The sequence below is a fragment of the Pseudomonas sp. GB2N2 genome (assembly GCF_054897705.1).
In genome coordinates, this window is the sequence record NZ_CM142701.1 from 5,002,016 (window position 1) to 5,026,266 (window position 24,251).

Genomic DNA, 24,251 nt, shown 5'->3' on the forward strand with positions numbered 1-24,251 from the left:
CCACCCCAAATTCCGTAATGCCGCGAATTCTGGCCCATGCGGGCGCCCTTGAACAGGTGGCCAATGACGGCCGGCGACGACCCTTTGTCGCCGATTGACGCTTTCGGCAAACCCCCTGTCGTTTTTGCACCCGGCTGGCCCGGCCCTCAGGCATATGCTGGCCCCAAAGCGCCGGCACACGATTCGGCGCACGAATCGCTAATAGGGGACAGCCTGATGAGCCCAGCCGAATTGCACGCCGACAGTATCGTTATCGACGGGCTGATTATCGCCAAGTGGAACCGCGAGCTGTTTGAAGACATGCGCAAGGGCGGCCTGACCGCGGCCAACTGCACCGTGTCGGTGTGGGAAGGCTTCCAGGCCACCGTCAACAACATCGCCGCCAGCCAGAAGCTGATTCGCGAAAACAGCGACCTGGTGATTCCGGTGCGCACCACCGCCGACATCCGCAAGGCCAAGGAGCAGGGCAAGACCGGCATCCTCTTCGGCTTCCAGAATGCCCATGCTTTTGAAGACCAGATCGGCTACGTCGAGGTGTTCAAGCAGCTCGGCGTCGGAATCGTGCAGATGTGCTACAACACCCAGAATCTGGTGGGCACTGGCTGCTACGAGCGCGATGGCGGCCTGTCGGGTTTCGGTCGTGAAATCGTTGCCGAGATGAACCGCGTCGGCGTGATGTGCGACCTGTCCCACGTTGGCTCGAAGACTTCTGAAGAAGTGATCCTCGAATCGAAGAAGCCGGTCTGCTACTCCCACTGCCTGCCGTCGGGCCTGAAGATTCACCCGCGCAACAAATCCGATGAAGAGCTGAAGTTCATCGCCGATCACGGCGGTTTCGTCGGCGTGACCATGTTCGCGCCGTTCCTCGCCAAGGGCATCGATTCAACCATCGACGACTACGCCGAAGCCATCGAATACACCATGAACATCGTCGGCGAAGACGCCATCGGCATCGGCACCGACTTCACCCAGGGCCATGGCCAGGACTTCTTCGAATACCTGACCCATGACAAGGGCTACGCCCGCCGCCTGACCAGCTTCGGCAAGATCATCAACCCGCTGGGTATCCGCACCGTCGGCGAGTTCCCGAACCTGACCGAAACCCTGCTCAAGCGCGGCCATTCCGAGCGCGTGGTCCGCAAGATCATGGGCGAGAACTGGGTCAACGTCTTGAAAGACGTCTGGGGCGAGTAAGCCGCATCTGAAGAATCTTTCCCCCGGCCGTCCGCGCCGGGGGCAATACCCGAAATTTTCTGGAGTTAAGTTTCCATGGCTAAAATCGCCCCGCAATTGCCAATCGAAGTCGACAGCGAGACCGGTGTCTGGACCTCCGACGCCCTGCCAATGCTGTACGTGCCGCGCCATTTCTTCGTCAACAACCACATGGGTATCGAGGAAGTGCTGGGCGCTGACGCCTATGCCGAAATCCTCTACAAGGCCGGCTACAAATCCGCCTGGCACTGGTGTGAGAAAGAAGCCGAGTGCCACGGCCTGGAAGGCGTCGCGGTGTTCGAGCACTACATGAAGCGTCTGTCGCAACGCGGCTGGGGCCTGTTCAAGATCCAGGACATCGACCTCGATAAAGGCACCGCCAGCGTCAAGCTCGAACACTCGGCGTTCGTCTACGTGTACGGCAAGGTCGGGCGCAAAGTCGACTACATGTTCACCGGTTGGTTTGCCGGCGCCATGGACCAGATTCTTCAGGCCCGCGGCAGCAACATCCGCACGGTTGCCGAACAGGTTTACGGTGGCTCCGAAGAAGGCCACGACGACGGTTTGTTCACCGTCAAGCCGTTGTAAGTCGAGGAACCCGCCATGGCTTTCGAAGCAATGTTCCAGCCGATCCAGATCGGCAAACTGACCATCCGTAACCGCGTGCTCAGCACCGCGCACGCCGAGGTCTACGCGACCGACGGCGGCATGACCACCGACCGGTACGTCAAGTATTACGAAGAGAAAGCCAAGGGCGGGATCGGCTTGGCGATTTGCGGCGGTTCCTCCAGCGTGGCCATCGACAGCCCGCAAGGCTGGTGGAAGTCGGTCAACCTGGCCGACGACCGGATCATTCCGCACTTCCAGAACCTGGCCGATGCCATGCACAAGCATGGCGCGAAGATCATGATTCAGATCACCCACATGGGCCGTCGTTCCCGTTGGGACGGCGAGCATTGGCCGACCCTGCTGTCGCCGTCGGGCATCCGTGAACCGGTGCACCGTGCGACCTGCAAAACCATCGAGCCGGAAGAAATCTGGCGGGTGATCGGCAACTACGCCAGCGCCGCCGCGCGGGCCAAGGCCGGTGGCCTGGACGGCGTCGAACTGTCCGCCGTGCACCAGCACATGATCGACCAGTTCTGGAGCCCGCGCGTCAACAAACGTACCGATGAATGGGGCGGCAGCTTCGAAAACCGCATGCGTTTCGGCCTCGAAGTACTGAAGGCTGTGCGGGCTGAGGTCGGCCCGGATTTCTGCGTCGGCATCCGTCTGTGCGGCGATGAATTCCACCCGGACGGCTTGTCCCACGAGGACATGAAACAGATCGCCAAGTATTACGACGACACCGGCATGATCGACTTCATCGGCGTGGTCGGCTCGGGTTGCGACACGCACAACACCCTGGCCAACGTGATCCCGAACATGAGTTATCCACCGGAGCCGTTCCTGCATTTGGCCGCCGGTATCAAGGAAGTGGTGAAGGCACCGGTGCTGCACGCGCAGAACATCAAGGACCCGAACCAGGCCACGCGGATTCTCGAAGGCGGTTACGTCGACATGGTTGGCATGACCCGTGCCCACATCGCCGACCCGCACCTGATTGCCAAGATCAAGATGGGCCAGGTCGACCAGATCAAGCAGTGCGTCGGCGCCAACTACTGCATCGACCGTCAGTACCAGGGCCTGGACGTGTTGTGCATCCAGAACGCCGCGACTTCCCGTGAATACATGGGCGTGCCGCACATCATCGAGAAATCGACCGGTGTGAAACGCAAAGTCGTGGTCGTCGGTGCTGGCCCGGCCGGGATGGAAGCGGCTCGCGTCTCCGCCGAACGTGGCCACGACGTGACCTTGTTCGAGAAGAAAGAATTCATCGGCGGGCAGATCACTACCGCCTCGAAAGCGCCGCAACGGGACCAGATTGCTGGCATCACCCGCTGGTTCCAATTGGAATTGGCACGTTTGAAAGTAGACCTGCGCCTTGGCGTCGCGGCCGATGCGGCGACCATTCTCGACCTGCGTCCGGACGTGGTGGTGCTCGCTGTCGGCGGTCATCCGTTCCTGGAGCAGAACGAGCACTGGGGCGCGGCTGAAGGCTTGGTGGTCAGCAGTTGGGACATCCTTGACGGCAAGGTTGCGCCGGGCAAAAACGTGCTGGTTTACGACACCATTTGCGAATTCACCGGGATGTCGACCGCTGACTTCCTTGCCGACAAGGGCAGCCAGGTCGAGATCGTTACCGACGACATCAAGCCGGGCGTAGCGATTGGCGGCACCTCGTTCCCGACTTACTACCGCAGCATGTACCCGAAAGAAGTGATCATGACCGGCGACATGATGCTGGAGAAGGTCTACCGCGAAGGCGACAAGTTGGTCGCGGTGCTGGAAAACGAATACACGGGCGCCAAAGAGGAGCGGGTGGTGGACCAGGTCGTCGTCGAAAACGGCGTGCGTCCGGACGAAGAAATCTACTACGCGTTGAAGGAAGCGTCGCGCAACAAGGGCCAGATGGACATCGAAGCTCTGTTCGCCATCAAGCCGCAACCTTCGCTGAGCCAGGCGGGCGACGGCTACCTGCTGTTCCGCATCGGCGACTGCGTGGCGCAACGCAACACACACGCCGCCATCTATGACGCACTGCGGCTCTGTAAGGATTTTTGACGGCGCAGCTGCAAGCCGTAAGCTGCAAGCCGCAAGTAAAAGCCCAGCCTCGCCGCTGCCCTTTCTTGCAGCTTGTAGCTTGCAGCTTGCACCTCGCTAGAGGTGACTCTGATGTTGAACACCCTTCTTCCAATCCTGTTGTTCGCCGCCCTGGGCCTTGCGGTCCTTGGCGCGTTGCGGCGGGTGGCCATGTGGCGCCGGGGGCGAGCTTCGAAAGTCGACCTAATCGGTGGCCTGTTCGCCATGCCCAAGCGCTACATGGTCGATTTGCACCACGTCGTCGCGCGGGACAAATACATCGCCAACACCCACGTGGCCACGGCCGGTGGTGCGGTGGCGTCGGCGGTACTGGCGATTCTGGTCCACGGTTTCGGCCTGCATAACCGCTTCCTCGGTTACGCATTACTGCTGATGACAGCGGTGATGTTCGTCGGCGCGATCTTTGTCTATCTGCGCCGTCGCAACCCGCCCGCCCGTTTGTCCAAAGGCCCGTGGATGCGCCTGCCGAAAAGCCTGCTGGCGTTCTCGGCGTCGTTCTTCCTGGTGACCCTGCCGGTGGCCGGCATCCTCCCGGAAAACTTCGGTGGCTGGATCGTCGCAGCGATCCTCGGCGTCGGTGTGCTGTGGGGCGTCAGCGAATTGTTCTTCGGCATGACCTGGGGCGGGCCGATGAAGCACGCCTTCGCCGGCGCCTTGCACCTGGCCTGGCACCGTCGCGCCGAACGCTTTGGTGGCGGCCGTTCCACCGGTTTGAAACCCCTGGACCTGAACGACACCTCCGCGCCACTGGGGGTAGAAAAACCCAAGGATTTCACCTGGAACCAACTGCTCGGTTTCGACGCCTGCGTGCAGTGCGGTAAATGCGAAGCCGCGTGCCCGGCGTTCGCCGCCGGTCAGCCGCTGAACCCGAAAAAACTCATTCAGGACATGGTCGTCGGCCTGGCCGGTGGCACCGATGCCAAGTTCGCCGGCAGTCCGTACCCCGGCAAAGAAGTCGGATTACACGCCGGCAATCCACATCAACCCATCGTCAACGGTCTGGTGGATGCCGACACCCTGTGGTCGTGCACCACCTGCCGCGCGTGCGTTGAGGAATGCCCGATGATGATCGAGCACGTCGATGCCATCGTCGACATGCGCCGCCATCTGACCCTGGAAAAAGGCGCGACCCCGAACAAGGGCGCCGAAGTCCTGGAAAACCTGATCGCCACCGACAACCCGGGCGGTTTTGCGCCGGGCGGACGGATGAACTGGGCGGCGGATCTGAACCTCAATCTGCTCAGCGAGAAAAAATCCGTCGACGTGTTGTTCTGGGTCGGCGACGGCGCGTTCGACATGCGCAACCAGCGCACCTTGCGCGCCTTCATCAAAGTGCTGAAAGCGGCCAAGGTCGACTTCGCGGTGCTCGGACTTGAAGAGCGCGACAGCGGTGACGTGGCCCGCCGCTTGGGCGACGAAGCGACTTTCCAGTTGCTCGCAAAGCGCAATATCCAGACTCTGGCCAAGTACAGCTTCAACCGCATCGTCACCTGCGATCCGCACAGCTTCCACGTACTGAAAAACGAGTACGGCGCGTTCGACGGCAACTACCTGGTGCAGCATCACAGCACCTACATGGCGGAAATCATCGACGCTGGCGCGCTCAATCTCGGCCAGCACAAAGGCAGCAGCGTGACCTATCACGACCCGTGCTACCTCGGCCGCTACAACGGCGAATACGAGGCACCGCGCGATGTGTTGCGCGCGCTCGGGATCGAAGTGAAGGAGATGCAACGGTCCGGCTTCCGCTCGCGATGCTGCGGCGGCGGTGGCGGCGCGCCGATCACTGACATTCCGGGCAAGCAACGCATTCCCGACATGCGCATGGACGACATCCGCGAAACCGGCGCCGAACTGGTGGCCGTGGGTTGCCCGCAGTGCACCGCGATGCTCGAAGGCGTGGTCGAACCGCGGCCGTTGATCAAGGACATCGCCGAACTGGTGGCGGACGCGTTGCTCGAAGACGCAGCGCCGAGCAAACCGTCCACCCCGGCCCAACGTGAACCTGCGGAGGCCCACTGATGAGCGACATTATCCGCCGCGACCCCCGCGCCGAATGGATTGCCCGTAACCGCCTGCACCCGCTGCACGCGGCCATGCAACCGGCGGAACACAGCTGGATGGGGCCGAGCGGCGTCATTCGCAAAAACCTCCACGGCATCGGTTTTATCGGTCCCAACGGCATCAAGCGCATCGACCGCAGCGGCGCACAACAGGGCGGCGCAACCAAGCGTTCGGCCGCTGTTGAAGTGCAATTGCCGTTGCATCAGGTGCCGGAACCGGCGTTTTACATCAGCGTGGTGCCGGACATGGTCGGCGGTCGCTTGAGCAGTCACGACCGCGATTTGCTTGGCCTGGCCCATCAGTTGGCGGGCAAAGACGGCGCGGTGCTGGCCGTGGTCTTCGGCGAACACAAAGAGAATGCCTTTGCCACCGCCGGTGTCGATCGCTTGCTGGTGCTGGAGGGCGACGAATTCAGCGGTTATGCACCGGAGCAACGTGTCCAGGGCCTGCGGGCTGTGGATAACCAGTTCAGCCCGCGTCACTGGCTACTGCCGGACAGCCGTAGCGGAGGCGGTGAACTGGGTCGACGCTTTGCCGCCGCACTGGGCGAACGCCCGGCTACGCGGGTCTGGCAGGTCAAGGATCAGGAATGCATCGGTCGCGCGGGTGCCGGGCTACAGGACCTTGCACGTCCAGTTGCCCGCTTGATTCTGGCGGCCGTCGAATGTGCGGAACCGGTCAGCGAAACCCGTCACGAAGCGTTGCCGGTGGAGTTATCCACAGCCGTGGTCCGCAGTCTGTCGCGTATCGAAGATCTGGGCGCAGTGGCAGTAGACCCGGCGGCCATTCCGATGGCCGAAGCCGAATTCATTTTCTCCGGCGGCAACGGCGTCCGCGATTGGGGACTTTTCCACAAGACCGCCGAAGCGCTCGGCGCTACAGAAGGCGCATCCCGGGTGGCGGTCGACGACGGCTTCATGGCGCGTGATCGGCAGGTCGGCGCGTCCGGCACCTGGGTCACCGCGCGGGTCTACGTGGCCGTGGGGATTTCCGGAGCGATTCAGCACCTGCAAGGCATCGGTGCCTGCGACAAGGTGGTGGCGATCAACCTCGACCCTGGTTGCGACATGATCAAACGGGCCGACCTGTCGGTGATCGGCGAGAGCGCCGGGATTCTTCAAGCCTTGATCGATGCGGTAGCGGCCTACCGCAACGACGCCAAGCGCGATGCGGCTTAAGGGAAGGAAAGGGTTATGAGCACGAAAATCATCAGCCTGGTGTCCATCGGCGCCCACCCGACCTCCGGCCGGCCACGTCGCGCGGAACAGGATGCGCGGGCGGTGGAGCTGGGCCTGCAACTGGCTGGGGATAATTTGCAGGTGCTGCACGCCGGTGACGTTGCGGAACCGGCGCTGCGCGCTTATCTGGGCATGGGCCTGGAACAGCTGCATGTACTGGAACAACCGGTTGGCGCCGATGCGCTTCCAGCGTTGACCGCGTATCTGCGTGACGCTGGCGCTCAGGTCGTGCTGACAGGGAGTCAGGCGGAAACCGGTGAAGGTTCGGGCATGTTGCCGTTCCTGCTGGCGGAAAGCCTCGGCTGGCCGCTGGTGGTCGGACTGGCGCAAGTCGAATCCATCGACGGCAATTCTGCGCTCGTCCTGCAAGCCTTGCCCCGTGGCCAGCGTCGTCGTTTGAAAGTACGGCTGCCGTTTCTGGCGACGGTGGATAACGCCGCGCCCAAGCCGCGTCAAAGCGCTTACGGCCCGGCGCGCCGTGGGGTGTTACAGGCGGATGACGTCGAAGTGATCGACGATGAACTGTTGGCAGTCGCCACGTTGCAACCGGCCAAACCCCGACCTAAACGCTTGAAAGTGATCAAGGCCAAAAGCGGCGCCGATCGCATGAAAGCCGCAACGGCCAAGGCCAGTGGCGGTGGCGGGCAAGTGCTCAAGGGCGTGACCGCGCAAGCGGGGGCTGAGGCGATTCTTAAATTGCTGATTGAAGAAGGCGTGGTTCGCTAATGTCAGTGGTCTTTCGCCCGGCAGTGCGCGCGGATTCGGGGGAAATTGCCCGCCTGTTCCAGATTTCGTCAGAGGGTGCTTCCGATTACATCTGGAGCCAACTCGCCGAACCCGGCCAAGACCTGCTGGACGTAGGCGCGCTCCGCTACGCCCGAGACGACGTGGATTTCTCCTGGCAGAACTGCCTGATCGCCGAGGCAAACGGCCACGTCGTCGGCATGCTGCACAGCTACGCGATGCGCCACGACCCATTGGCTGAACCCACCACCGACCCGGTGCTGGCGCCGTATGCCGACATGGAAATCCCCGACACGCTCTACATCTCCAGCCTGGCGCTGCATGACGGCTGGCGCAACCAGGGCCTGGGCAAGCAATTCCTCGCCCACGCACAGGAGCGTTCGACCCAACTGGGCCTCAAGGGTTTGAGCCTGATCGACTACGCCGCCAACACTGGCGCCCGTCGTTTCTACGAGCGCCATGGTTTCCGCGTCGTCGATACGTGCCTGATCACGCCGCATCCGATGATTCAGGTGACGGGAGAAGCGTTTCTGATGCATCGTCCGTAAGTACCCCGCCAATCCCTGAGAGCTATTTACCCACAATCCCTGTTGGCGCTTCTGTGGATAACATGTTTGTCCATCGCTGCAAGCCATGCAATTCAGGCCTTGCAGCGTTTCGTACAAAAAACAACCAGCGTAACTTTCGGTTTTTAAAGGCTTTTTCCGCTGGCTAAGTTTTAACGAGCGGCAATAGTTGCCCCCAATCTCTGTTGGCGCTTCTGTGGATAAGATGTTCACTGTCCGACGCAGCCCTTATGAAACGGGGCTTTCAAGATGTTGTGTGAAAAATGAACAATTCGAAGTTTCGAAGTAACAAAAGACGCGCAGAACCCGATTTATCGTAGCTTTCAGCGGTTTTCCACAGATGTACGCGAGTTGTCCCCGAAGTCTGTTGGCCGTTCTGTGGATAAGGTGTTCGCCATCCTATGGGAGCCAGGAATTACATGGCTTTCAGCCTGCTGATCAAGAAATAATCAAACGCTGTTTAAACCCAGACTTTTGGATAAGTCACGGATTTTTTTCGGTTTCTGGGGAGAAAGTTATCCTTGATGCCGCACTTGTCCCCAATAGCTGTGGGTGAAGGTGTGGATAACTTGTTTGCGGAAGGCTGGAAGCCAAGGGGGATATAGTGCTGAACGGAATAGATCATATTTCGTACAGTTCTATAATTAGAAACCCTTGTAGGAGCGAACTTGCTCGCGATGGGCGTGAACGATAACGCGTAGAACCAGATGGCAACGGCGCACTCGGGTTCTTCGCGAGCGAGCTCGCTCCTACAGGGTGGGTGTCTAGCCTTGAACTGGCACGCCTTTAAGGTACGGCGCAGGCTCCGCCCCCAGGTTGCTTAGCAACCGCTCGCTGTACCAATCCACGAAGTTCACCACCCCAAACTCATAAGTCTTGGAATACGGCCCAGGCTGATAAGCCGTGGAGTTAATCCCGCGCTGATTTTCTTCGGCCAGGCGACGGTCTTGATCGTTGGTCGCATCCCACACCTGGCGCATGCGCTCAACGTCGTAGTCCACGCCTTCGACCGCGTCTTTGTGCACGACCCACTTAGTGGTAACCATGGTTTCCTGGGCGCTGATCGGCCACACGGTGAACACGATGATGTGGTCGCCCATGCAGTGGTTCCACGAGTGGGGCAGGTGCAGGATGCGCATCGAGCCGAGGTCCGGGTTCTTGATGCGGCCCATGAGTTTGGCGCAGCCTTGCTTGCCGTCCATGGTCATCGACACGGTCCCTTTGAGCAGCGGCATGCGCACGATGCGGTTACGCAGTCCGAAGCTGGCGTGGGCGTAAGGGATTTTTTCGGCTTCCCAGGCAGCGGCGGAGGCGGCGACGTGGTCCTTGAACGCCTGGTCGGCGCGTGGGTCGGTGACGTCGTCCCACTCCAGCAGGGTTTTCAGCAGTTCCGGGTGCGACGCGTTGCAGTGGTAGCACTCGCGGTTGTTTTCCAGCACCAGTTTCCAGTTGGCCTTTTCCATCAAGGTGGTGGTGATGGCCACCTTGGTGTTCTCCATGTCGTACGGTTCCATGTAATGGTTCAGCGTCGACAGGAAGTCATCAATGGCCGGCGGATTCTCTGACAGGCTGATGAAGACGTAGCCGCCGGCGGTCTTCACGTTTACCGGTTTCAGGCCGTACTGCTTCATGTCGAAGTCAGCGCCCATTTCGGTGCCGGCGAACAACAGGCGCCCGTCCAGTTCGTAGGTCCACTGGTGGTAATGGCACACCAGTTTGGCGACTTTGCCTTTTTCACTGGTGCACAGCCGCGAGCCACGATGGCGGCAAACGTTGTGGAACGCGTGGATCACGCCTTCGGCGCCGCGAATCACGATGATCGGGTTCTTGCCGACTTGCAGGGTCAAGTAGTTGCCCTTGCTCGGGATCTCGCAGGCCATGCCGGCGATCAACCACTCTTTCTGAAAGATTTCCTGCATGTCGATATCAAACAGCCGCTCGTCAGAGTAAAACGGCTGCGGCAGCGAGTACGTGCGTTCGCGCTCTTGCAGCATCTGCGCGGTGGCCTTGCGTGCGGGTTCCAGCGGATCGCCCAGGCTGATTTTTGCGGTGACGTCCATCGTGTGTTTCCTCAAGGCCATCTGCGTGGCCGCGAAAGTGGCTGATCAGGGTTGCTACGCAAGGTGTAAAGACAGTGTCTTGGTATGGGGCGAGTGTGGGGCCGCCGTTGCCCGGAACCTTATCCATGGGCGACATGGCCCAATCTGTTCCCGACGCGCAACCCCCGGTAGTTGCGGGCTGGTCGCGATAAGTATGTGAATGTCGCAGATAGGTAAATGGGTGATCGGCGCTATACGCAGAATCGCCAACATAAGGCCGACCATCGGCGGTGGAGAACAGCATGTCCAACAGCTTCCTGAATCCGGTAACCACCCAGACCTGGGCCAATGGTCGACACATCGTCCGTTGCGTCAAAGTCATCCAGGAAACCTGGGACGTGCGCACCTTCTGTTTCATGGCCGACCAGCCAATCCTGTTCTTCTTCAAACCGGGTCAGTTCGTCACCCTGGAGCTGGAAATCGAAGGCGTGCCGATCATGCGCTCCTACACCATTTCCAGCTCGCCCTCGGTGCCTTACAGCTTTTCGGTAACGATCAAGCGCGTACCCGGCGGCAAGGTCTCCAACTGGCTGCACGACACCCTGCATGAGGGCCAGGAGCTGGCGGTGCACGGGCCGGTCGGGCTGTTCAACGCCATGGACTTCACCGCGCCGAAGGTGCTCTACCTCAGCGGCGGCGTCGGCATCACCCCGGTCATGTCGATGGCGCGCTGGTTCTACGACACCAACGGCAACGTCGACATGGTGTTTATCCACAGCGCCCGTTCGCCGAAAGACATCATTTATCACCGCGAGCTGGAGCACATGGCGTCGCGGATCGAAAACTTCAGCCTGCACCTGATCTGTGAGAAGCATGGACTCGGCGAGCCATGGGCCGGTTATCGCGGTTACCTGAACCACAAAATGCTCGAACTGATGACCCCGGATTTCATGGAGCGCGAAGTGTTCTGCTGCGGCCCGACGCCGTACATGAACGCGGTCAAGCGCATGCTGGAGTCGGTCGGCTTCGACATGTCGCGTTATCACGAAGAGTCCTTCGGCGCGACGCCACCGGAAGCCCGTGCGGACGCGGTGGAGCAAGCCGAAATCGCCGCCGACGCACCCGAAGTCGATCTGGCGGACCTGCATCAAGTGGAATTCACCGCGTCCGGCAAGAGCATTCGTGTGGCGCCGGGCGAGACCGTTCATGCCGCGGCGGCGAAGGTTGGCTTGCTGATTCCCAAAGCCTGCGGCATGGGGATCTGCGGGACGTGCAAAGTGATGAAACTGGGTGGCGAAGTCGAGATGGAGCACAACGGCGGGATCACCGAGGAAGACGAAGCGGACGGGTTCATCCTGTCGTGCTGCAGCGTGCCGAAGGGCGATGTGCGTATCGACTTCTAAACCACGCCCCAGACCTGATCGTTCCCACGCTCCGCGTGGGAACGATCAACACTACGGAGATGGCGTCGCGATGCTTAGCGGGACATCACTTCGCGAATATCCGCCGCCAACTCACGTACGCGCTCTTCTTCGGTGTCCCACGAGCACATGAAGCGTGCGCCGCCGTTGCCGATGAAGGTGTAGAAGCGCCAGCCCTTGGCGGTCAGTGCGGCGATGGCCGGTTCCGAGAGTTGCAGGAATACGCCGTTGGCCTGCACCGGGAACATCAGTTCCACGCCTTCGATGTCGCTGACCAGTTCCGCGAGCAGTTGCGCGCAATGGTTGGCGTGGCGGGCGTATTTGAGCCAGGCGTCGTTTTCCAGAATGCCGACCCAAGGCGCCGACAGGAAGCGCATTTTCGAGGCCAACTGCCCGGCCTGCTTGCAGCGGTAGTCGAAGTCTTCGGCGAGTTTGTGGTTGAAGAACAGAATCGCTTCACCCACCGCCATGCCGTTTTTCGTGCCGCCAAAGCACAGCACGTCGACGCCGGCTTTCCAGGTCAGGTCGGCCGGCGTGCAGCCGAGGAATGCGCAGGCGTTGGAAAAACGCGCGCCGTCCATGTGCAGGTTCAGGCCGAGCTCTTTGCAGGTGGCGCTGATGGCGCGGATTTCTTCCGGGGTGTAGATGCTGCCGACTTCAGTGGCCTGGGTCAGGGTCACGACGCGCGGTTTCGGGTAGTGGATATCCTGGCGCTTGAGGGCCACTTCGCGGATCGATTCCGGGGTCAGCTTGCCGTTTTCAGTGCGGGCGACGAGGAGCTTGGAGCCGTTGGAAAAGAATTCCGGCGCGCCGCATTCATCGGTTTCGACGTGGGCGGTTTCCGAGCAGATCACGCTGTGGTAACTCTGGCACAGCGACGACAGGGCCAGGGAGTTGGCGGCGGTGCCATTGAAGGCGAAGAACACTTCGCAGTCGGTTTCGAATAATTTACGGAATTGATCGGACGCGCGGGCGGTCCATTCGTCGTCGCCATAGGCGCGTTGGTGGCCATGGTTGGCCTGTTCCATGGCGGCCCAGGCTTCAGGGCAGATACCGGAATAGTTGTCGCTGGCGAATTGTTGGCTCTTATCGGTCATGGCCCTGCTTTCCGTGGTCGAGTCGCTTATGGTGAAGCGCCTCGTGGTCAATGATGGTGCGCACTTTACCGAAGATCATCCGGCGAGCACACGGGGTGCGTCTGGCAGAAAAGTACAAAGACGACGGGCAATTATGCACATGACGCAACGGGATGGGGCACTGGATCTGCTCAAGTGGCTGGCGCTACTAAGCATGGTGCTCGATCACCTGCGATATGTCGGTTATTCCGTCGATCTGCTGTATGTGCCGGGGCGGCTGGCGTTTCCGTGGTTCTGCTTGGCGATGGCGGCGAATATTGGTCGTTCACGAGAGGTAACACATCAGTGGCGATATCTGGGTTGGTTACTGCTGTTCAGTGCCATCAGCGAAATTCCGTACCGACTGTTCATTCCCGATCCCGACACCTTGAACGTGCTGCCGACGCTGGCGCTGGGGCTATTGGTCGCCCGTGGCTGGCAGCATCCGGCGCTGCAATCGCGACTGCTCGCGGCTGGCGCTCTAACACTGGCGGCGGTATTTCCGGAGCAACTGATGTTCGGTTTCTTTGGCGTTCTGTTGCCGCTGGCGATGCTGCTGGTGATCAGGCAGCCTTGGTATTTCTGCCTGTTGCCGGGGTTGATCTGTCTGGCGGCCAATCAGTGGGAGGTGCTGTATCACGCGGCGCGGTTAGGCAATAAGGCCGCGATCCTCGGCATAGGCACTTGTCTGATTGCGCCATGGATGGGATTGATCTTGTTGCGACATGCCCAGGCTCTCAAGCCACCGCCGATGCGCCGCTGGGCGTATGCCTTGTATCCGCTGCATTTCCTGCTGCTGCTACTCATCCGCCAAATCACCGCCTAACCCTGTGGGAGTGAGCCTGCTCGCGATGGCGGTGTGTCAGCAACATTGATGTCTCCTGACACTCCCTCTTCGCGAGCAAGCTCACTCCTGCAGGGGATTTGCGCGGCTTTGGAGGGTGTGTTCGGCCTGCCATTTCCCGCCATGTCGTAAACGCACCTTTGCGTGGCGTCCGTAGGCATTTGACCTGTCTGCGCCGGTCATACCATCGCATCAAAGGGCACTGCCGCAAGGTACGTGCCTCACCGAGACGAATGGCGCACCGCCGCCGCTGGGAGAGACGCGATGTTCAGCAAGCAAGACCAGATCCAGGGTTACGACGATGCACTGCTGGCGGCGATGAATGCCGAGGAGCAACGCCAGGAAGATCACATCGAGCTGATCGCGTCAGAGAACTACACCAGCAAACGCGTCATGGAAGCGCAAGGCAGTGGCTTGACGAACAAATACGCCGAAGGTTATCCGGGCAAGCGCTATTACGGTGGCTGCGAGCACGTGGACAAGGTCGAAGCCCTGGCCATCGAACGCGCCAAGCAACTGTTCGGCGCCGATTATGCCAACGTCCAGCCGCACTCCGGTTCTTCCGCAAACAGCGCTGTTTACCTGGCCCTGATTCAGGCAGGCGACACCATTCTCGGCATGAGCCTGGCCCACGGCGGCCACTTGACCCACGGCGCGAAAGTGTCGTCCTCGGGCAAGCTCTACAACGCCGTGCAATACGGCATCGACACCAAAACCGGGTTGATCGACTACGACGAAGTCGAGCGTCTGGCGGTTGAATGCCAGCCAAAGATGATCGTCGCCGGCTTCTCGGCTTACTCCAAGACCCTCGACTTCCCACGTTTCCGTCAGATCGCCGATAAGGTCGGCGCGCTGCTGTTCGTCGACATGGCCCACGTTGCCGGTCTGGTCGCCGCCGGCCTGTACCCGAACCCGCTGCCTTACGCCGACGTGGTCACCACCACCACCCACAAGACCCTGCGCGGTCCACGTGGCGGCCTGATCCTGTGCAAGGCCAACGAAGAGATCGAGAAAAAGCTCAACTCCGCCGTATTCCCCGGCGCACAGGGCGGCCCGCTGATGCACGTGATCGCCGGTAAAGCGGTGTGCTTCAAGGAAGCGCTGGAGCCCGGCTTCAAGGCGTACCAGCAACAAGTGATCGACAACGCCCAGGCCATGGCCGGCATCTTTATCAAACGCGGCTACGATGTAGTGTCCGGCGGTACCGACAACCACCTGTTCCTGGTCAGCCTGATCCGTCAGGGCCTCACCGGCAAAGAGGCGGATGCAGCGCTCGGTCGCGCCCACATCACCGTGAACAAGAACGCTGTCCCGAATGATCCACAGTCGCCGTTCGTGACCTCCGGCCTGCGCATCGGCACCCCGGCGGTGACCACTCGCGGCTTCAAGGTGACCCAGTGCGTGACGCTGGCCGGCTGGATCTGCGACATCCTCGACAACCTCGGCGACGCCGATGTCGAAGCGAACGTCGCGCAGCAAGTCTCGGCCCTGTGCGCAGACTTCCCGGTTTATCGCTGAGCGCGGTTTTGGAGTAAATGACTATGCAACGCTACTCGGGCTTCGGCCTCTTCAAACACTCCCTCAGCCATCACGAAAACTGGCAAAAAATGTGGCGCACGCCAACCCCTAAAAAGGTCTATGACGTGGTCATCGTCGGCGGCGGCGGGCATGGTCTCGCCACGGCTTACTACCTGGCGAAAGAGCACGGCATCACCAATGTGGCTGTGGTCGAAAAAGGCTGGCTGGGCGGCGGTAACACCGCGCGCAACACCACCATCGTTCGTTCCAACTACCTGTGGGACGAGTCGGCGCACCTGTATGAACATGCGATGAAACTGTGGGAAGGCCTGTCCCAGGACCTGAACTACAACGTGATGTTCTCCCAGCGCGGCGTCTACAACCTGTGCCACACCCTGCAAGACATTCGTGATTCCGAGCGTCGCGTCAGCGCCAACCGCCTCAACGGCGTCGATGGCGAACTGCTGGATGCCAAGCAAGTGGCCGACGAGATTCCGTACCTCGACTGCTCGAAAAACACCCGCTACCCGGTAATGGGCGCCACCGTCCAGCGTCGCGGCGGCGTTGCTCGCCACGATGCCGTGGCGTGGGGCTTTGCCCGTGCCGCCGATGCCTTGGGCGTCGACCTGATCCAGCAGACCGAAGTGATCGGTTTCCGCAAGGAAAACGGCGTGTGCATCGGCGTTGAAACCAACAAGGGTTTCATCGGCGCCAAGCGCGTCGGCGTGGTGACTGCCGGTAACTCCGGGCACATGGCCAAGCTCGCCGGTTTCCGCCTGCCGATCGAATCCCACCCGCTGCAAGCGCTGGTGTCCGAGCCGATCAAACCGATTATAGACAGCGTCATCATGTCCAACGCCGTACACGGCTACATCAGCCAGTCCGACAAAGGCGACCTGGTGATCGGCGCCGGAATCGACGGCTACAACGGCTACGGCCAGCGTGGTTCGTACCCGGTGATCGAGCACACCATCCAGGCCATCGTCGAGATGTTCCCGGTGTTGTCGCGCGTGCGCATGAACCGGCAGTGGGGCGGCATCGTCGACACCACGCCGGATGCCTGCCCGATCATTTCGAAAACCCCGGTGCCGAACATGTTCTTCAACTGCGGTTGGGGTACCGGTGGTTTCAAGGCAACGCCTGGCTCGGGCAACGTATTTGCCGCGAGCCTGGCCAAAGGTGAAATGCACCCATTGGCCGCACCTTTCTCCATCGACCGTTTCCACAACGGTGCGTTGATCGATGAACACGGCGCTGCTGCCGTTGCCCACTAGCCGTCGACCTAATAAAGAGGAGAAACCCCCATGTTGCATATCTTCTGTCCTCACTGCGGCGAACTGCGCTCAGAAGAGGAATTCCACGCATCCGGCCAGGCGCACATCCCGCGTCCACTGGATCCGACCACTTGCACCGACGAGGAGTGGGGCGACTACATGTTCTTCCGCGACAACCCTCGCGGCCTGCACCACGAACTGTGGGATCACGTTGCCGGTTGCCGTCAGTACTTCAATGCGACCCGCGACACTCTGACCTACGAGATTCTCGAAACCTACAAGATCGGCACCAAGCCACAATTCACCGACAAGACCGATAGCTCGAAAGCGGCTACGACGGCTCTGGGAGAGAAGGTATGAGCCAGATCAATCGCCTGTCCAACGGCGGACGGATCGACCGCAACAAAGTCCTGAGCTTTACCTTCAACGGCCAGACCTACAAAGGCTTTGAAGGCGACTCGCTGGCCGCTGCACTGCTGGCCAACGGCGTCGACATCATCGGTCGCAGCTTCAAGTATTCCCGTCCGCGCGGCATTTTCGCAGCCGGTGCCGAAGAGCCGAACGCGGTGTTGCAGATCGGCGCCACCGAAGCCACGCAAGTACCGAACGTACGCGCCACGCAACAAGCGCTGTATCAAGGCTTGGTCGCCACCAGCACCAACGGCTGGCCGAGCGTGAACAACGACATGATGGGGATTCTCGGCAAGGTCGGCGGCAAGCTGATGCCGCCGGGCTTCTACTACAAAACCTTCATGTACCCGCAATCGTTCTGGATGACTTACGAGAAGTACATTCGCAAAGCCGCCGGTCTGGGCCGTTCGCCGACCGAGAACGATCCGGACACCTACGACTACATGAACCAGCACTGCGACGTGCTGATCGTCGGCGGTGGTCCCGCCGGCTTGGCCGCCGCACTGGCAGCAGCTCGCAGCGGTGCCCGCGTGATCCTCGCCGATGAGCAGGAAGAGTTCGGCGGCAGCCTGCTCGATTCCCGCGAAAGCCTCGACGGCAAACCGGCCACCGAATGGGTTGCCAGCGTTATCGCCGAACTGAAAGACACCCCGGACGTGCTGCTGTTGCCGCGCGCCACGGTTAACGGCTACCACGACCATAACTTCCTGACCATTCACGAACGCCTGACCGATCACCTCGGCGACCGCGCGCCGATTGGCCAGGTACGTCAGCGCATTCACCGGGTTCGTGCCAAGCGTGTGGTGCTGGCCACCGGCGCCCACGAGCGTCCACTGGTTTACGGCAACAACGACGTGCCGGGCAACATGCTCGCCGGCGCTGTGTCGACTTATGTGCGTCGTTACGGCGTGGCACCGGGCAAGAAGCTTGTCTTGAGCACTAACAACGATCACGCCTACCGTGTGGCGCTGGATTGGCTCGATGCCAGCCTGCAAGTCGTGGCCATCGCCGATGCCCGCAGCAATCCGCGCGGTGCCCTGGTTGAAGAAGCGCGCGCCAAAGGCATTCGCATCCTGACCGGCAGTGCCGTGATCGAGGCCCGTGGCAGCAAGCACGTGACCGCCGCTCGCGTTGCCGCAATCGACGTCAAAGCTCACGCCGTGACCAGTCCTGGCGAGTGGCTCGATTGCGACCTGGTCGCCAGTTCCGGCGGTTACAGCCCGGTGGTTCACCTGGCTTCGCACCTGGGTGGCAAGCCGACCTGGCGTGAAGACATCCTTGGGTTCGTACCGGGCGAAGCACCGCAGAAACGCGTGTGCGTCGGTGGCATCAATGGCGTTTATGGTCTCGGCGATTCGCTGGCCGATGGTTTTGAAGGCGGCGTTCGCGCAGCCAGCGAAGCCGGTTTCAGCGTGGTCGAAGGCGTACTGCCGAAAGCCCTGAGCCGTCTCGAAGAGCCGACCCTGGCGCTGTTCCAGGTGCCGCATGAAAAGAACACCGCACGGGCGCCGAAGCAATTCGTCGACCTGCAAAACGACGTCACCGCCGCCGCCATTGAACTGGCGACCCGCGAAGGCTTCGAGTCGGTCGAGCACGTCAAACGCTACACCGCGTTGGGCTTCGGTACCGATCAGGGCAAACTCGGCAACGTCAACGGCCTGGCCATCGCCGCCCGTTCGCTGAACGTGACCATCCCGCAGATGGGCACCACCATGTTCCGTCCGAACTACACGCCGGTGACCTTCGGCGCCGTGGCCGGCCGTCACTGCGGGCACATCTTCGAACCGGTTCGTCACACCGCGCTGCATCACTGGCACGTGAAAAACGGCGCCGAATTTGAAGACGTCGGTCAGTGGAAACGTCCGTGGTACTTCCCGAAAAGCGGTGAAGACATTCACACCGCCGTCACACGCGAATGCAAAGCCGTGCGCGCCAGCGTTGGCCTGCTGGACGCCTCGACCCTCGGCAAGATCGACATTCAGGGCCCGGATGCGCGTGAGTTCCTCAACCGCATCTACACCAACGCCTGGACCAAGCTCGACGTGGGCAAGGCGCGTTACGGCCTGATGTGCAAAGAAGACGGCATGGTCTTCGACGACGGCGTAACCGCCTGTCTCGCCGACAACCATTTCGTCATGACCACCACCACGGGCGGCGCGGCACGCGTGCTGCAATGGCTGGAAATTTACTCGCAGACCGAGTGGCCAGAACTGAAGGTGTACTTCACCTCCGTGACAGATCACTGGGCAACCATGACCCTGTCCGGGCCGAACAGCCGCAAGCTGCTCAGCGCTGTTACCGACATCGATCTGAGCAACGAAGCGTTCCCGTTCATGACCTGGAAAGAAGGCCTGGTTGGCGGTGTGCCGGCGCGGGTATTCCGGATTTCGTTTACTGGTGAGCTGTCTTACGAAGTCAACGTGCAAGCCGACTACGCGATGGGCGTGCTCGATAAAATCGTCGAGGCGGGCAAGCCGTACAACCTGACGCCGTACGGCACCGAGACCATGCACATCCTGCGGGCGGAGAAGGGCTTCATCATCGTTGGGCAGGACACCGATGGGTCGATGACGCCCGATGACCTGAACATGGGCTGGTGTGTCGGTCGTACCAAACCGTTCTCGTGGATCGGCTGGCGTGGCATGAACCGCGAAGACTGTGTGCGTGATCAACGCAAACAGTTGGTCGGTCTGAAGCCGATCGATCCGACCAAATGGCTGCCGGAAGGCGCGCAGCTGGTGTTCAACACCAAGCAGGCGATTCCGATGTCGATGGTCGGTCACGTCACCTCAAGTTACCTGCACAACTCCCTGGGTTATTCGTTTGCCATGGGTGTGGTCAAGGGCGGCTTGAAGCGCATCGGCGAGCGCGTGTTTGCGCCGCTGGCGGATGGCAGCGTGATCGAGGCGGAAATCGTTTCTTCGGTGTTCTTCGATCCGAAAGGTGATCGCCAGAACATTTGATGGCCTCGGCTGCTGTGGGTGGGCTGCTATCGCTTTCGCGAGCAAGCCCGCTTCCACAGGGGAACGCGTTCAAAAATGTGGGAGCGGGCTTGCTCGCTAAGACGGCAGAACAGCCTCCACAGGGCTAACAGAATTCAGGAAAGGTGCTTTATGACCGCAGCCAATGTGTACCAACAACGCCCAACCACCGGGGCCAAGGCCGAGTCGTCGCTGCATCACGCCGACCTCGCCAGCCTGGTGGGCAAGGGCCGCAAAAACGCCGGCGTGATCGTGCGAGAGAAGAAACTCCTGGGCCACCTGACCATTCGTGGCGATGGCCACGATGCCGCGTTCGCCGCTGGCGTGCACAAGGCCCTGGGCATCGAACTGCCAGGCGCCCTGAGCGTCATCGTCAAGGGCGAAACCAGCCTGCAATGGGTCGGACCGGATGAGTTTCTGCTGATCGTGCCGACCGGCGAAGAATTCGCCGCCGAGCAGAAACTCCGCGAAGCGCTGGGCGACCTGCACATTCAGATCGTCAACGTCAGCGGCGGCCAGCAGGTTCTCGAACTGAGCGGCCCGAACGTGCGCCAGTTATTGATGAAATCCACCAGCTACGACGTGCACCCGAACAGCTTCCCGGTCGGCAAGGCCGTCGGCACCGTGTTCGCCAAGTCGCAACTGGTGATCCGCCACACGGCCGAAGACACCTGGGAACTGCTGATTCGCCGCAGCTTTTCGGATTACTGGTGGTTGTGGTTGCAGGATGCGTCGGCCGAATACGGCCTTAGCGTTCAGGCGTAATGATCAGAGGAGCAACACTATGAGCCGCGCCCCAGACACATGGATTCTGACCGCCGACTGCCCAAGCGTGCTCGGCACCGTGGACGCGGTGACCCGCTTTCTGTTCGAGCAGGGCTGCTACGTCACCGAACACCATTCGTTCGATGACCGGCTCTCGGCCCGCTTCTTCATTCGCGTGGAATTCCGCCAGCCGGACGGTTTCGACGAACGGGCGTTCCGCGCCGGCCTTGAAGAACGCGGCAAAGCTTTCGGCATGATCTTCGAACTGACGCCGCCGAATTACCGGCCGAAAGTGGTGATCATGGTCTCCAAGGCCGATCACTGCCTCAACGATCTGCTCTACCGCCAACGCATCGGCCAGCTGTCGATGGACGTTGCCGCCGTGGTCTCCAACCACCCTGACCTCAAGCCGTTGGCCGACTGGCACCAGATTCCCTATTACCATTTCCCGCTCGACCCGAACGACAAACCGTCACAGGAGCGGCAGGTGTTGCAGGTGATCGAGGCGTCCGGCGCCGAACTGGTGATCCTTGCGCGTTACATGCAGGTGTTGTCGCCCGAGCTGTGCCGCAAGCTCGATGGCAAGGCGATCAATATTCATCACTCCCTGCTGCCCGGTTTCAAGGGCGCCAAGCCGTATCACCAGGCCTACAACAAGGGCGTGAAGCTGGTCGGCGCGACGGCGCACTACATCAACAACGACCTGGACGAAGGTCCGATCATTGCCCAGGGCGTCGAGGTCGTGGACCACAGTCATTACCCGGAAGATTTGATCGCCAAGGGCCGGGATATCGAAGGGCAGACGTTGGCGCGGGCAGTTGGGTATCACATCGAAAGAAGGGTGTTTTTGAACGCCAACAGAACGGTAGTGCTGTAGCTGCAAGCTTCAAGCTTCAAGCCGCAAGCAAAGCGGTATGTACACTTCCTGCGGCTTGTAGCTTGCCGCTTGAAGCTCGATCCACTCTCTAACCAACAACAAATATAGAGGTGATGGCATGTCTGGCAATCGTGGTGTGGTGTATCTCGGCAATGGCAAAGTCGAAATTCAGAAAATCGACTATCCAAAAATGCAGGACCCGCGCGGCAGGAAGATCAACCACGCTGTCATCCTGCGTGTGGTGTCCACCAACATCTGTGGTTCCGACCAGCACATGGTGCGCGGTCGTACCACCGCGCAAACCGGCCTGGTACTGGGCCACGAAATCACCGGTGAAGTGATCGAGAAAGGCAGCGACGTCGAGAACCTGCAGATCGGCGACCTGGTGTCCGTTCCGTTCAACGTCGCTTGCGGGCGCTGCCGTTCCTGCAAAGAGATGCACACCGGTGTCTGCCTCAGCGTTAACCCGGCGCGTCCGGGCGGTGCGTACGGTTACGTCGACATGGGCGATTGGACCGGCGGCCAGGCTGAATACGCGCTGGTGCCGTACGCGGACTTCAACCTGCTGAAACTGCCGGATCGCGATCGCGCGATGGAAAAAATCCGCGACCTGACCTGCCTCTCCGACATCCTGCCAACCGGTTACCACGGCGCGGTGACAGCGGGCGTGGGTCCGGGCAGCACCGTGTATATTGCCGGCGCCGGTCCGGTCGGTCTGGCCGCTGCCGCGTCCGCTCGCCTGTTGGGCGCTGCGGTGGTGATCATCGGTGACGTCAACACCGTTCGCCTGGCACACGCCAAGGCCCAGGGTTTTGAAATCGCCGACTTGTCGCTGGACACGCCGCTGCACGAACAGATCGCTGCGCTGCTGGGCGAGCCAGAAGTGGACTGCGCCGTCGACGCCGTAGGCTTCGAAGCGCGCGGTCACGGGCATGACGGCGTGAAGCACGAGGCTCCGGCCACCGTGCTCAACTCGCTGATGGGCGTGGTTCGAGTAGCGGGCAAAATCGGTATCCCTGGCCTGTACGTGACCGAAGATCCGGGTGCCGTGGACGCCGCCGCGAAAATGGGCAGCCTGAGCATCCGCTTCGGTCTGGGCTGGGCCAAATCCCACAGCTTCCACACCGGCCAGACGCCTGTGATGAAGTACAACCGCCAGCTGATGCAGGCGATCATGTGGGACCGCATTCACATTGCCGACATCGTCGGCGTGGAAGTCATCAGCCTGGATGATGCACCGCGCGGTTATGGCGAGTTTGATGCGGGCGTGCCGAAGAAGTTTGTGATTGATCCGCATAAGTTGTTTAGTGCGGCGTAATGCCTCCAGCACAACCAAACGGCGCTGCTACAGGGCGCCGTTTGTTCGATTGTTCCAACCCGCTACGGGCCTTGATGGCAAAGTCATTTTTTTGCATAAACCTCACCTGTTTTGTCGCACTTTTTTGACGATCGACATTTTTTTTTGTGGATTAAACGCGACAGGCGAATAATTGAAGTGCTTGTATTCGCTATCGGATCGTTTGAAAGGATTTTCGGTAGCGACTCCGTAGTTAGTTAGTTCAATGTCCACTGTAGATAGGGCGCCTTTTCGCGGGGTAATGGTATCTGTCGGAAAAATTCTGCCGTTGTAGCCTGTTGTCTTGAGTTTGGTAGTGTTGGCGAAGGTTTGAGCTAAAGATACGGAATTGTCGCTGCCTGAGTTGGCAGAAAAACAGGCAATTAGGTGGGCTTCGTCATAATCGCTAAAAACTACATTGCGGCTGGTGAGCTCAGCTGCGAGTTGATTTGCATCCAGCGTTTTATTTGCGAATTTAACGATGCCGACGCCTCCGTGAATATCCAGATTCAGAGTTTTAATACCTTTCTCCTCGCTAACAAACATAAGAACATTGTTAGCAAGTTTCTTGGCAAGCCCTGAAAATTTAGCCAATACATGACCCGTCGGGTCGGATTTATTTATTGGATCTCCCGCACAATACGCGTATGCATTCAGCCCACCCTTTCCAAATGGGCTCCAACTGTCCGGACAAATAAATCTCATCAACACTGGATTGAACGGTCGATGATAGCCAGTCCCCAATAAATACAACCCCGTCACCCGATCCTGCCCTTCGCCATTAAAACCGAGCAGGTTGAGTAAGCCGTTCCCAAGCGATCCATTGCCGTAGGGCGTGTAGTCGAGTGGGAGAAGATGAGTAGCGTCTACCGCATTAAATACCGAACGCTGTTGATCAGTAGTAAGCAACGTCGTCGTCGTCGCCGCAGCATTGCTGCCCTGACGAGTCTGCTGCGCCAGCAGTTGATCTTCGTGCTGAATGATCGAACGCTGCACGTCGCCCTGAATCTCGGTGACGAAGCGTTCCTGCTGGTAAAAACGCACGGCGGCGGCCTGCGTCGGCGATGAACTCGTTATCAGTCGATCGAGCGCGTCGTAATGGTAGCTGCAGAGCAGCGCGAGGCTATTTTGCTGCATGAGATG

General features: G+C 60.3%; 19 protein-coding genes. 16 read left to right on the forward strand and 3 right to left on the reverse strand.

Annotated features, from left to right (window positions below):
* Positions 1-216: 216 nt before the first annotated feature.
* From ACYZT4_RS23155 to ACYZT4_RS23185, 7 genes are all read left to right on the forward strand, one after another.
* Positions 217-1,194 (forward strand): dipeptidase, encoded by a 978-nt coding sequence (locus ACYZT4_RS23155; protein WP_008033250.1) that lies wholly within the window; start codon positions 217-219, stop codon positions 1,192-1,194.
* Between the two features lie 75 nt (positions 1,195-1,269).
* Positions 1,270-1,800: a DUF5943 domain-containing protein gene (locus ACYZT4_RS23160; RefSeq protein ID WP_003194877.1), complete on the forward strand. Its 531-nt coding sequence runs from the start codon at positions 1,270-1,272 to the stop codon at positions 1,798-1,800.
* 15 nt (positions 1,801-1,815) lie between these two features.
* Entirely contained in the window at positions 1,816-3,876 is a 2,061-nt protein-coding gene (gene dgcA, locus ACYZT4_RS23165; protein ID WP_265041350.1) for a dimethylglycine demethylation protein DgcA, read from the forward strand.
* A gap of 111 nt (positions 3,877-3,987) precedes the next feature.
* The gene (gene dgcB / locus ACYZT4_RS23170; RefSeq protein ID WP_461983148.1) at positions 3,988-5,937 is read left to right on the forward strand and encodes a dimethylglycine demethylation protein DgcB; all 1,950 of its coding nucleotides are present in this window, start codon (positions 3,988-3,990) and stop codon (positions 5,935-5,937) included.
* Entirely contained in the window at positions 5,937-7,157 is a 1,221-nt protein-coding gene (gene etfA / locus ACYZT4_RS23175) for an electron transfer flavoprotein subunit alpha (protein ID WP_461983149.1), read from the forward strand. Before dgcB ends, etfA begins: the two co-directional genes overlap by 1 nt.
* A 15-nt stretch (positions 7,158-7,172) precedes the next feature.
* The gene (etfB, locus tag ACYZT4_RS23180; protein ID WP_461983150.1) at positions 7,173-7,943 is read left to right on the forward strand and encodes an electron transfer flavoprotein subunit beta; all 771 of its coding nucleotides are present in this window, start codon (positions 7,173-7,175) and stop codon (positions 7,941-7,943) included.
* Complete coding sequence (locus tag ACYZT4_RS23185) at positions 7,943-8,509, forward strand: GNAT family N-acetyltransferase (RefSeq protein WP_461983151.1); 567 nt, start codon at positions 7,943-7,945, stop codon at positions 8,507-8,509. The genes etfB and ACYZT4_RS23185 overlap by 1 nt, the downstream gene beginning before the upstream one ends.
* A gap of 782 nt (positions 8,510-9,291) precedes the next feature.
* On the opposite strand, the gene gbcA is transcribed toward ACYZT4_RS23185, so the two are convergent.
* A complete protein-coding gene (gene gbcA, locus ACYZT4_RS23190) occupies positions 9,292-10,587 on the reverse strand; it encodes a glycine-betaine demethylase subunit GbcA (protein ID WP_461983152.1) in 1,296 nt (431 codons plus the stop codon).
* 281 nt (positions 10,588-10,868) lie between these two features.
* Here gbcA and gbcB point away from each other — a divergent pair, with 281 nt between their 5' ends.
* Positions 10,869-11,969: a glycine-betaine demethylase subunit GbcB gene (gene gbcB, locus ACYZT4_RS23195; RefSeq protein ID WP_461983153.1), complete on the forward strand. Its 1,101-nt coding sequence runs from the start codon at positions 10,869-10,871 to the stop codon at positions 11,967-11,969.
* 74 nt (positions 11,970-12,043) lie between these two features.
* Here the strand turns inward: gbcB and ACYZT4_RS23200 are convergent, their stop codons facing one another.
* The gene (locus ACYZT4_RS23200) at positions 12,044-13,084 is read right to left on the reverse strand and encodes a threonine aldolase family protein (RefSeq protein WP_461983154.1); all 1,041 of its coding nucleotides are present in this window, start codon (positions 13,082-13,084) and stop codon (positions 12,044-12,046) included.
* 133 nt (positions 13,085-13,217) lie between these two features.
* Between ACYZT4_RS23200 and ACYZT4_RS23205 the strand changes: the two genes are divergently transcribed.
* The 8 genes from ACYZT4_RS23205 (at position 13,218) to fdhA (ending at position 23,090) form a co-directional block, all read left to right on the forward strand.
* Complete coding sequence (locus ACYZT4_RS23205) at positions 13,218-13,928, forward strand: TraX family protein (RefSeq protein WP_461983155.1); 711 nt, start codon at positions 13,218-13,220, stop codon at positions 13,926-13,928.
* 282 nt (positions 13,929-14,210) lie between these two features.
* A complete protein-coding gene (glyA, locus tag ACYZT4_RS23210) occupies positions 14,211-15,464 on the forward strand; it encodes a serine hydroxymethyltransferase (protein ID WP_461983156.1) in 1,254 nt (417 codons plus the stop codon).
* Positions 15,465-15,487: 23 nt separating this feature from the next.
* Positions 15,488-16,738, forward strand: a complete 1,251-nt coding sequence (locus ACYZT4_RS23215) for a sarcosine oxidase subunit beta (protein WP_007947735.1) — start codon at positions 15,488-15,490, stop codon at positions 16,736-16,738.
* A gap of 30 nt (positions 16,739-16,768) precedes the next feature.
* Positions 16,769-17,098, forward strand: coding sequence for a sarcosine oxidase subunit delta (locus ACYZT4_RS23220; protein ID WP_461983157.1), 330 nt, complete (start codon positions 16,769-16,771; stop codon positions 17,096-17,098).
* Positions 17,095-20,112 carry a sarcosine oxidase subunit alpha gene (locus ACYZT4_RS23225; protein ID WP_461983158.1) on the forward strand — a complete coding sequence of 1,006 codons (3,018 nt, stop codon included), beginning with the start codon at positions 17,095-17,097 and terminating at the stop codon, positions 20,110-20,112. The genes ACYZT4_RS23220 and ACYZT4_RS23225 overlap by 4 nt, the downstream gene beginning before the upstream one ends.
* 150 nt (positions 20,113-20,262) lie before the next feature.
* A complete protein-coding gene (locus ACYZT4_RS23230) occupies positions 20,263-20,895 on the forward strand; it encodes a sarcosine oxidase subunit gamma (protein ID WP_461983159.1) in 633 nt (210 codons plus the stop codon).
* A gap of 19 nt (positions 20,896-20,914) precedes the next feature.
* Entirely contained in the window at positions 20,915-21,772 is an 858-nt protein-coding gene (gene purU / locus ACYZT4_RS23235; RefSeq protein WP_461983160.1) for a formyltetrahydrofolate deformylase, read from the forward strand.
* A gap of 118 nt (positions 21,773-21,890) precedes the next feature.
* Positions 21,891-23,090 (forward strand): formaldehyde dehydrogenase, glutathione-independent, encoded by a 1,200-nt coding sequence (fdhA, locus tag ACYZT4_RS23240; RefSeq protein ID WP_247291052.1) that lies wholly within the window; start codon positions 21,891-21,893, stop codon positions 23,088-23,090.
* A 102-nt stretch (positions 23,091-23,192) separates the two neighbouring features.
* Here the strand turns inward: fdhA and ACYZT4_RS23245 are convergent, their stop codons facing one another.
* A complete protein-coding gene (locus ACYZT4_RS23245) occupies positions 23,193-24,245 on the reverse strand; it encodes an RHS repeat-associated core domain-containing protein (RefSeq protein WP_461983161.1) in 1,053 nt (350 codons plus the stop codon).
* Positions 24,246-24,251 lie beyond the last annotated feature (6 nt).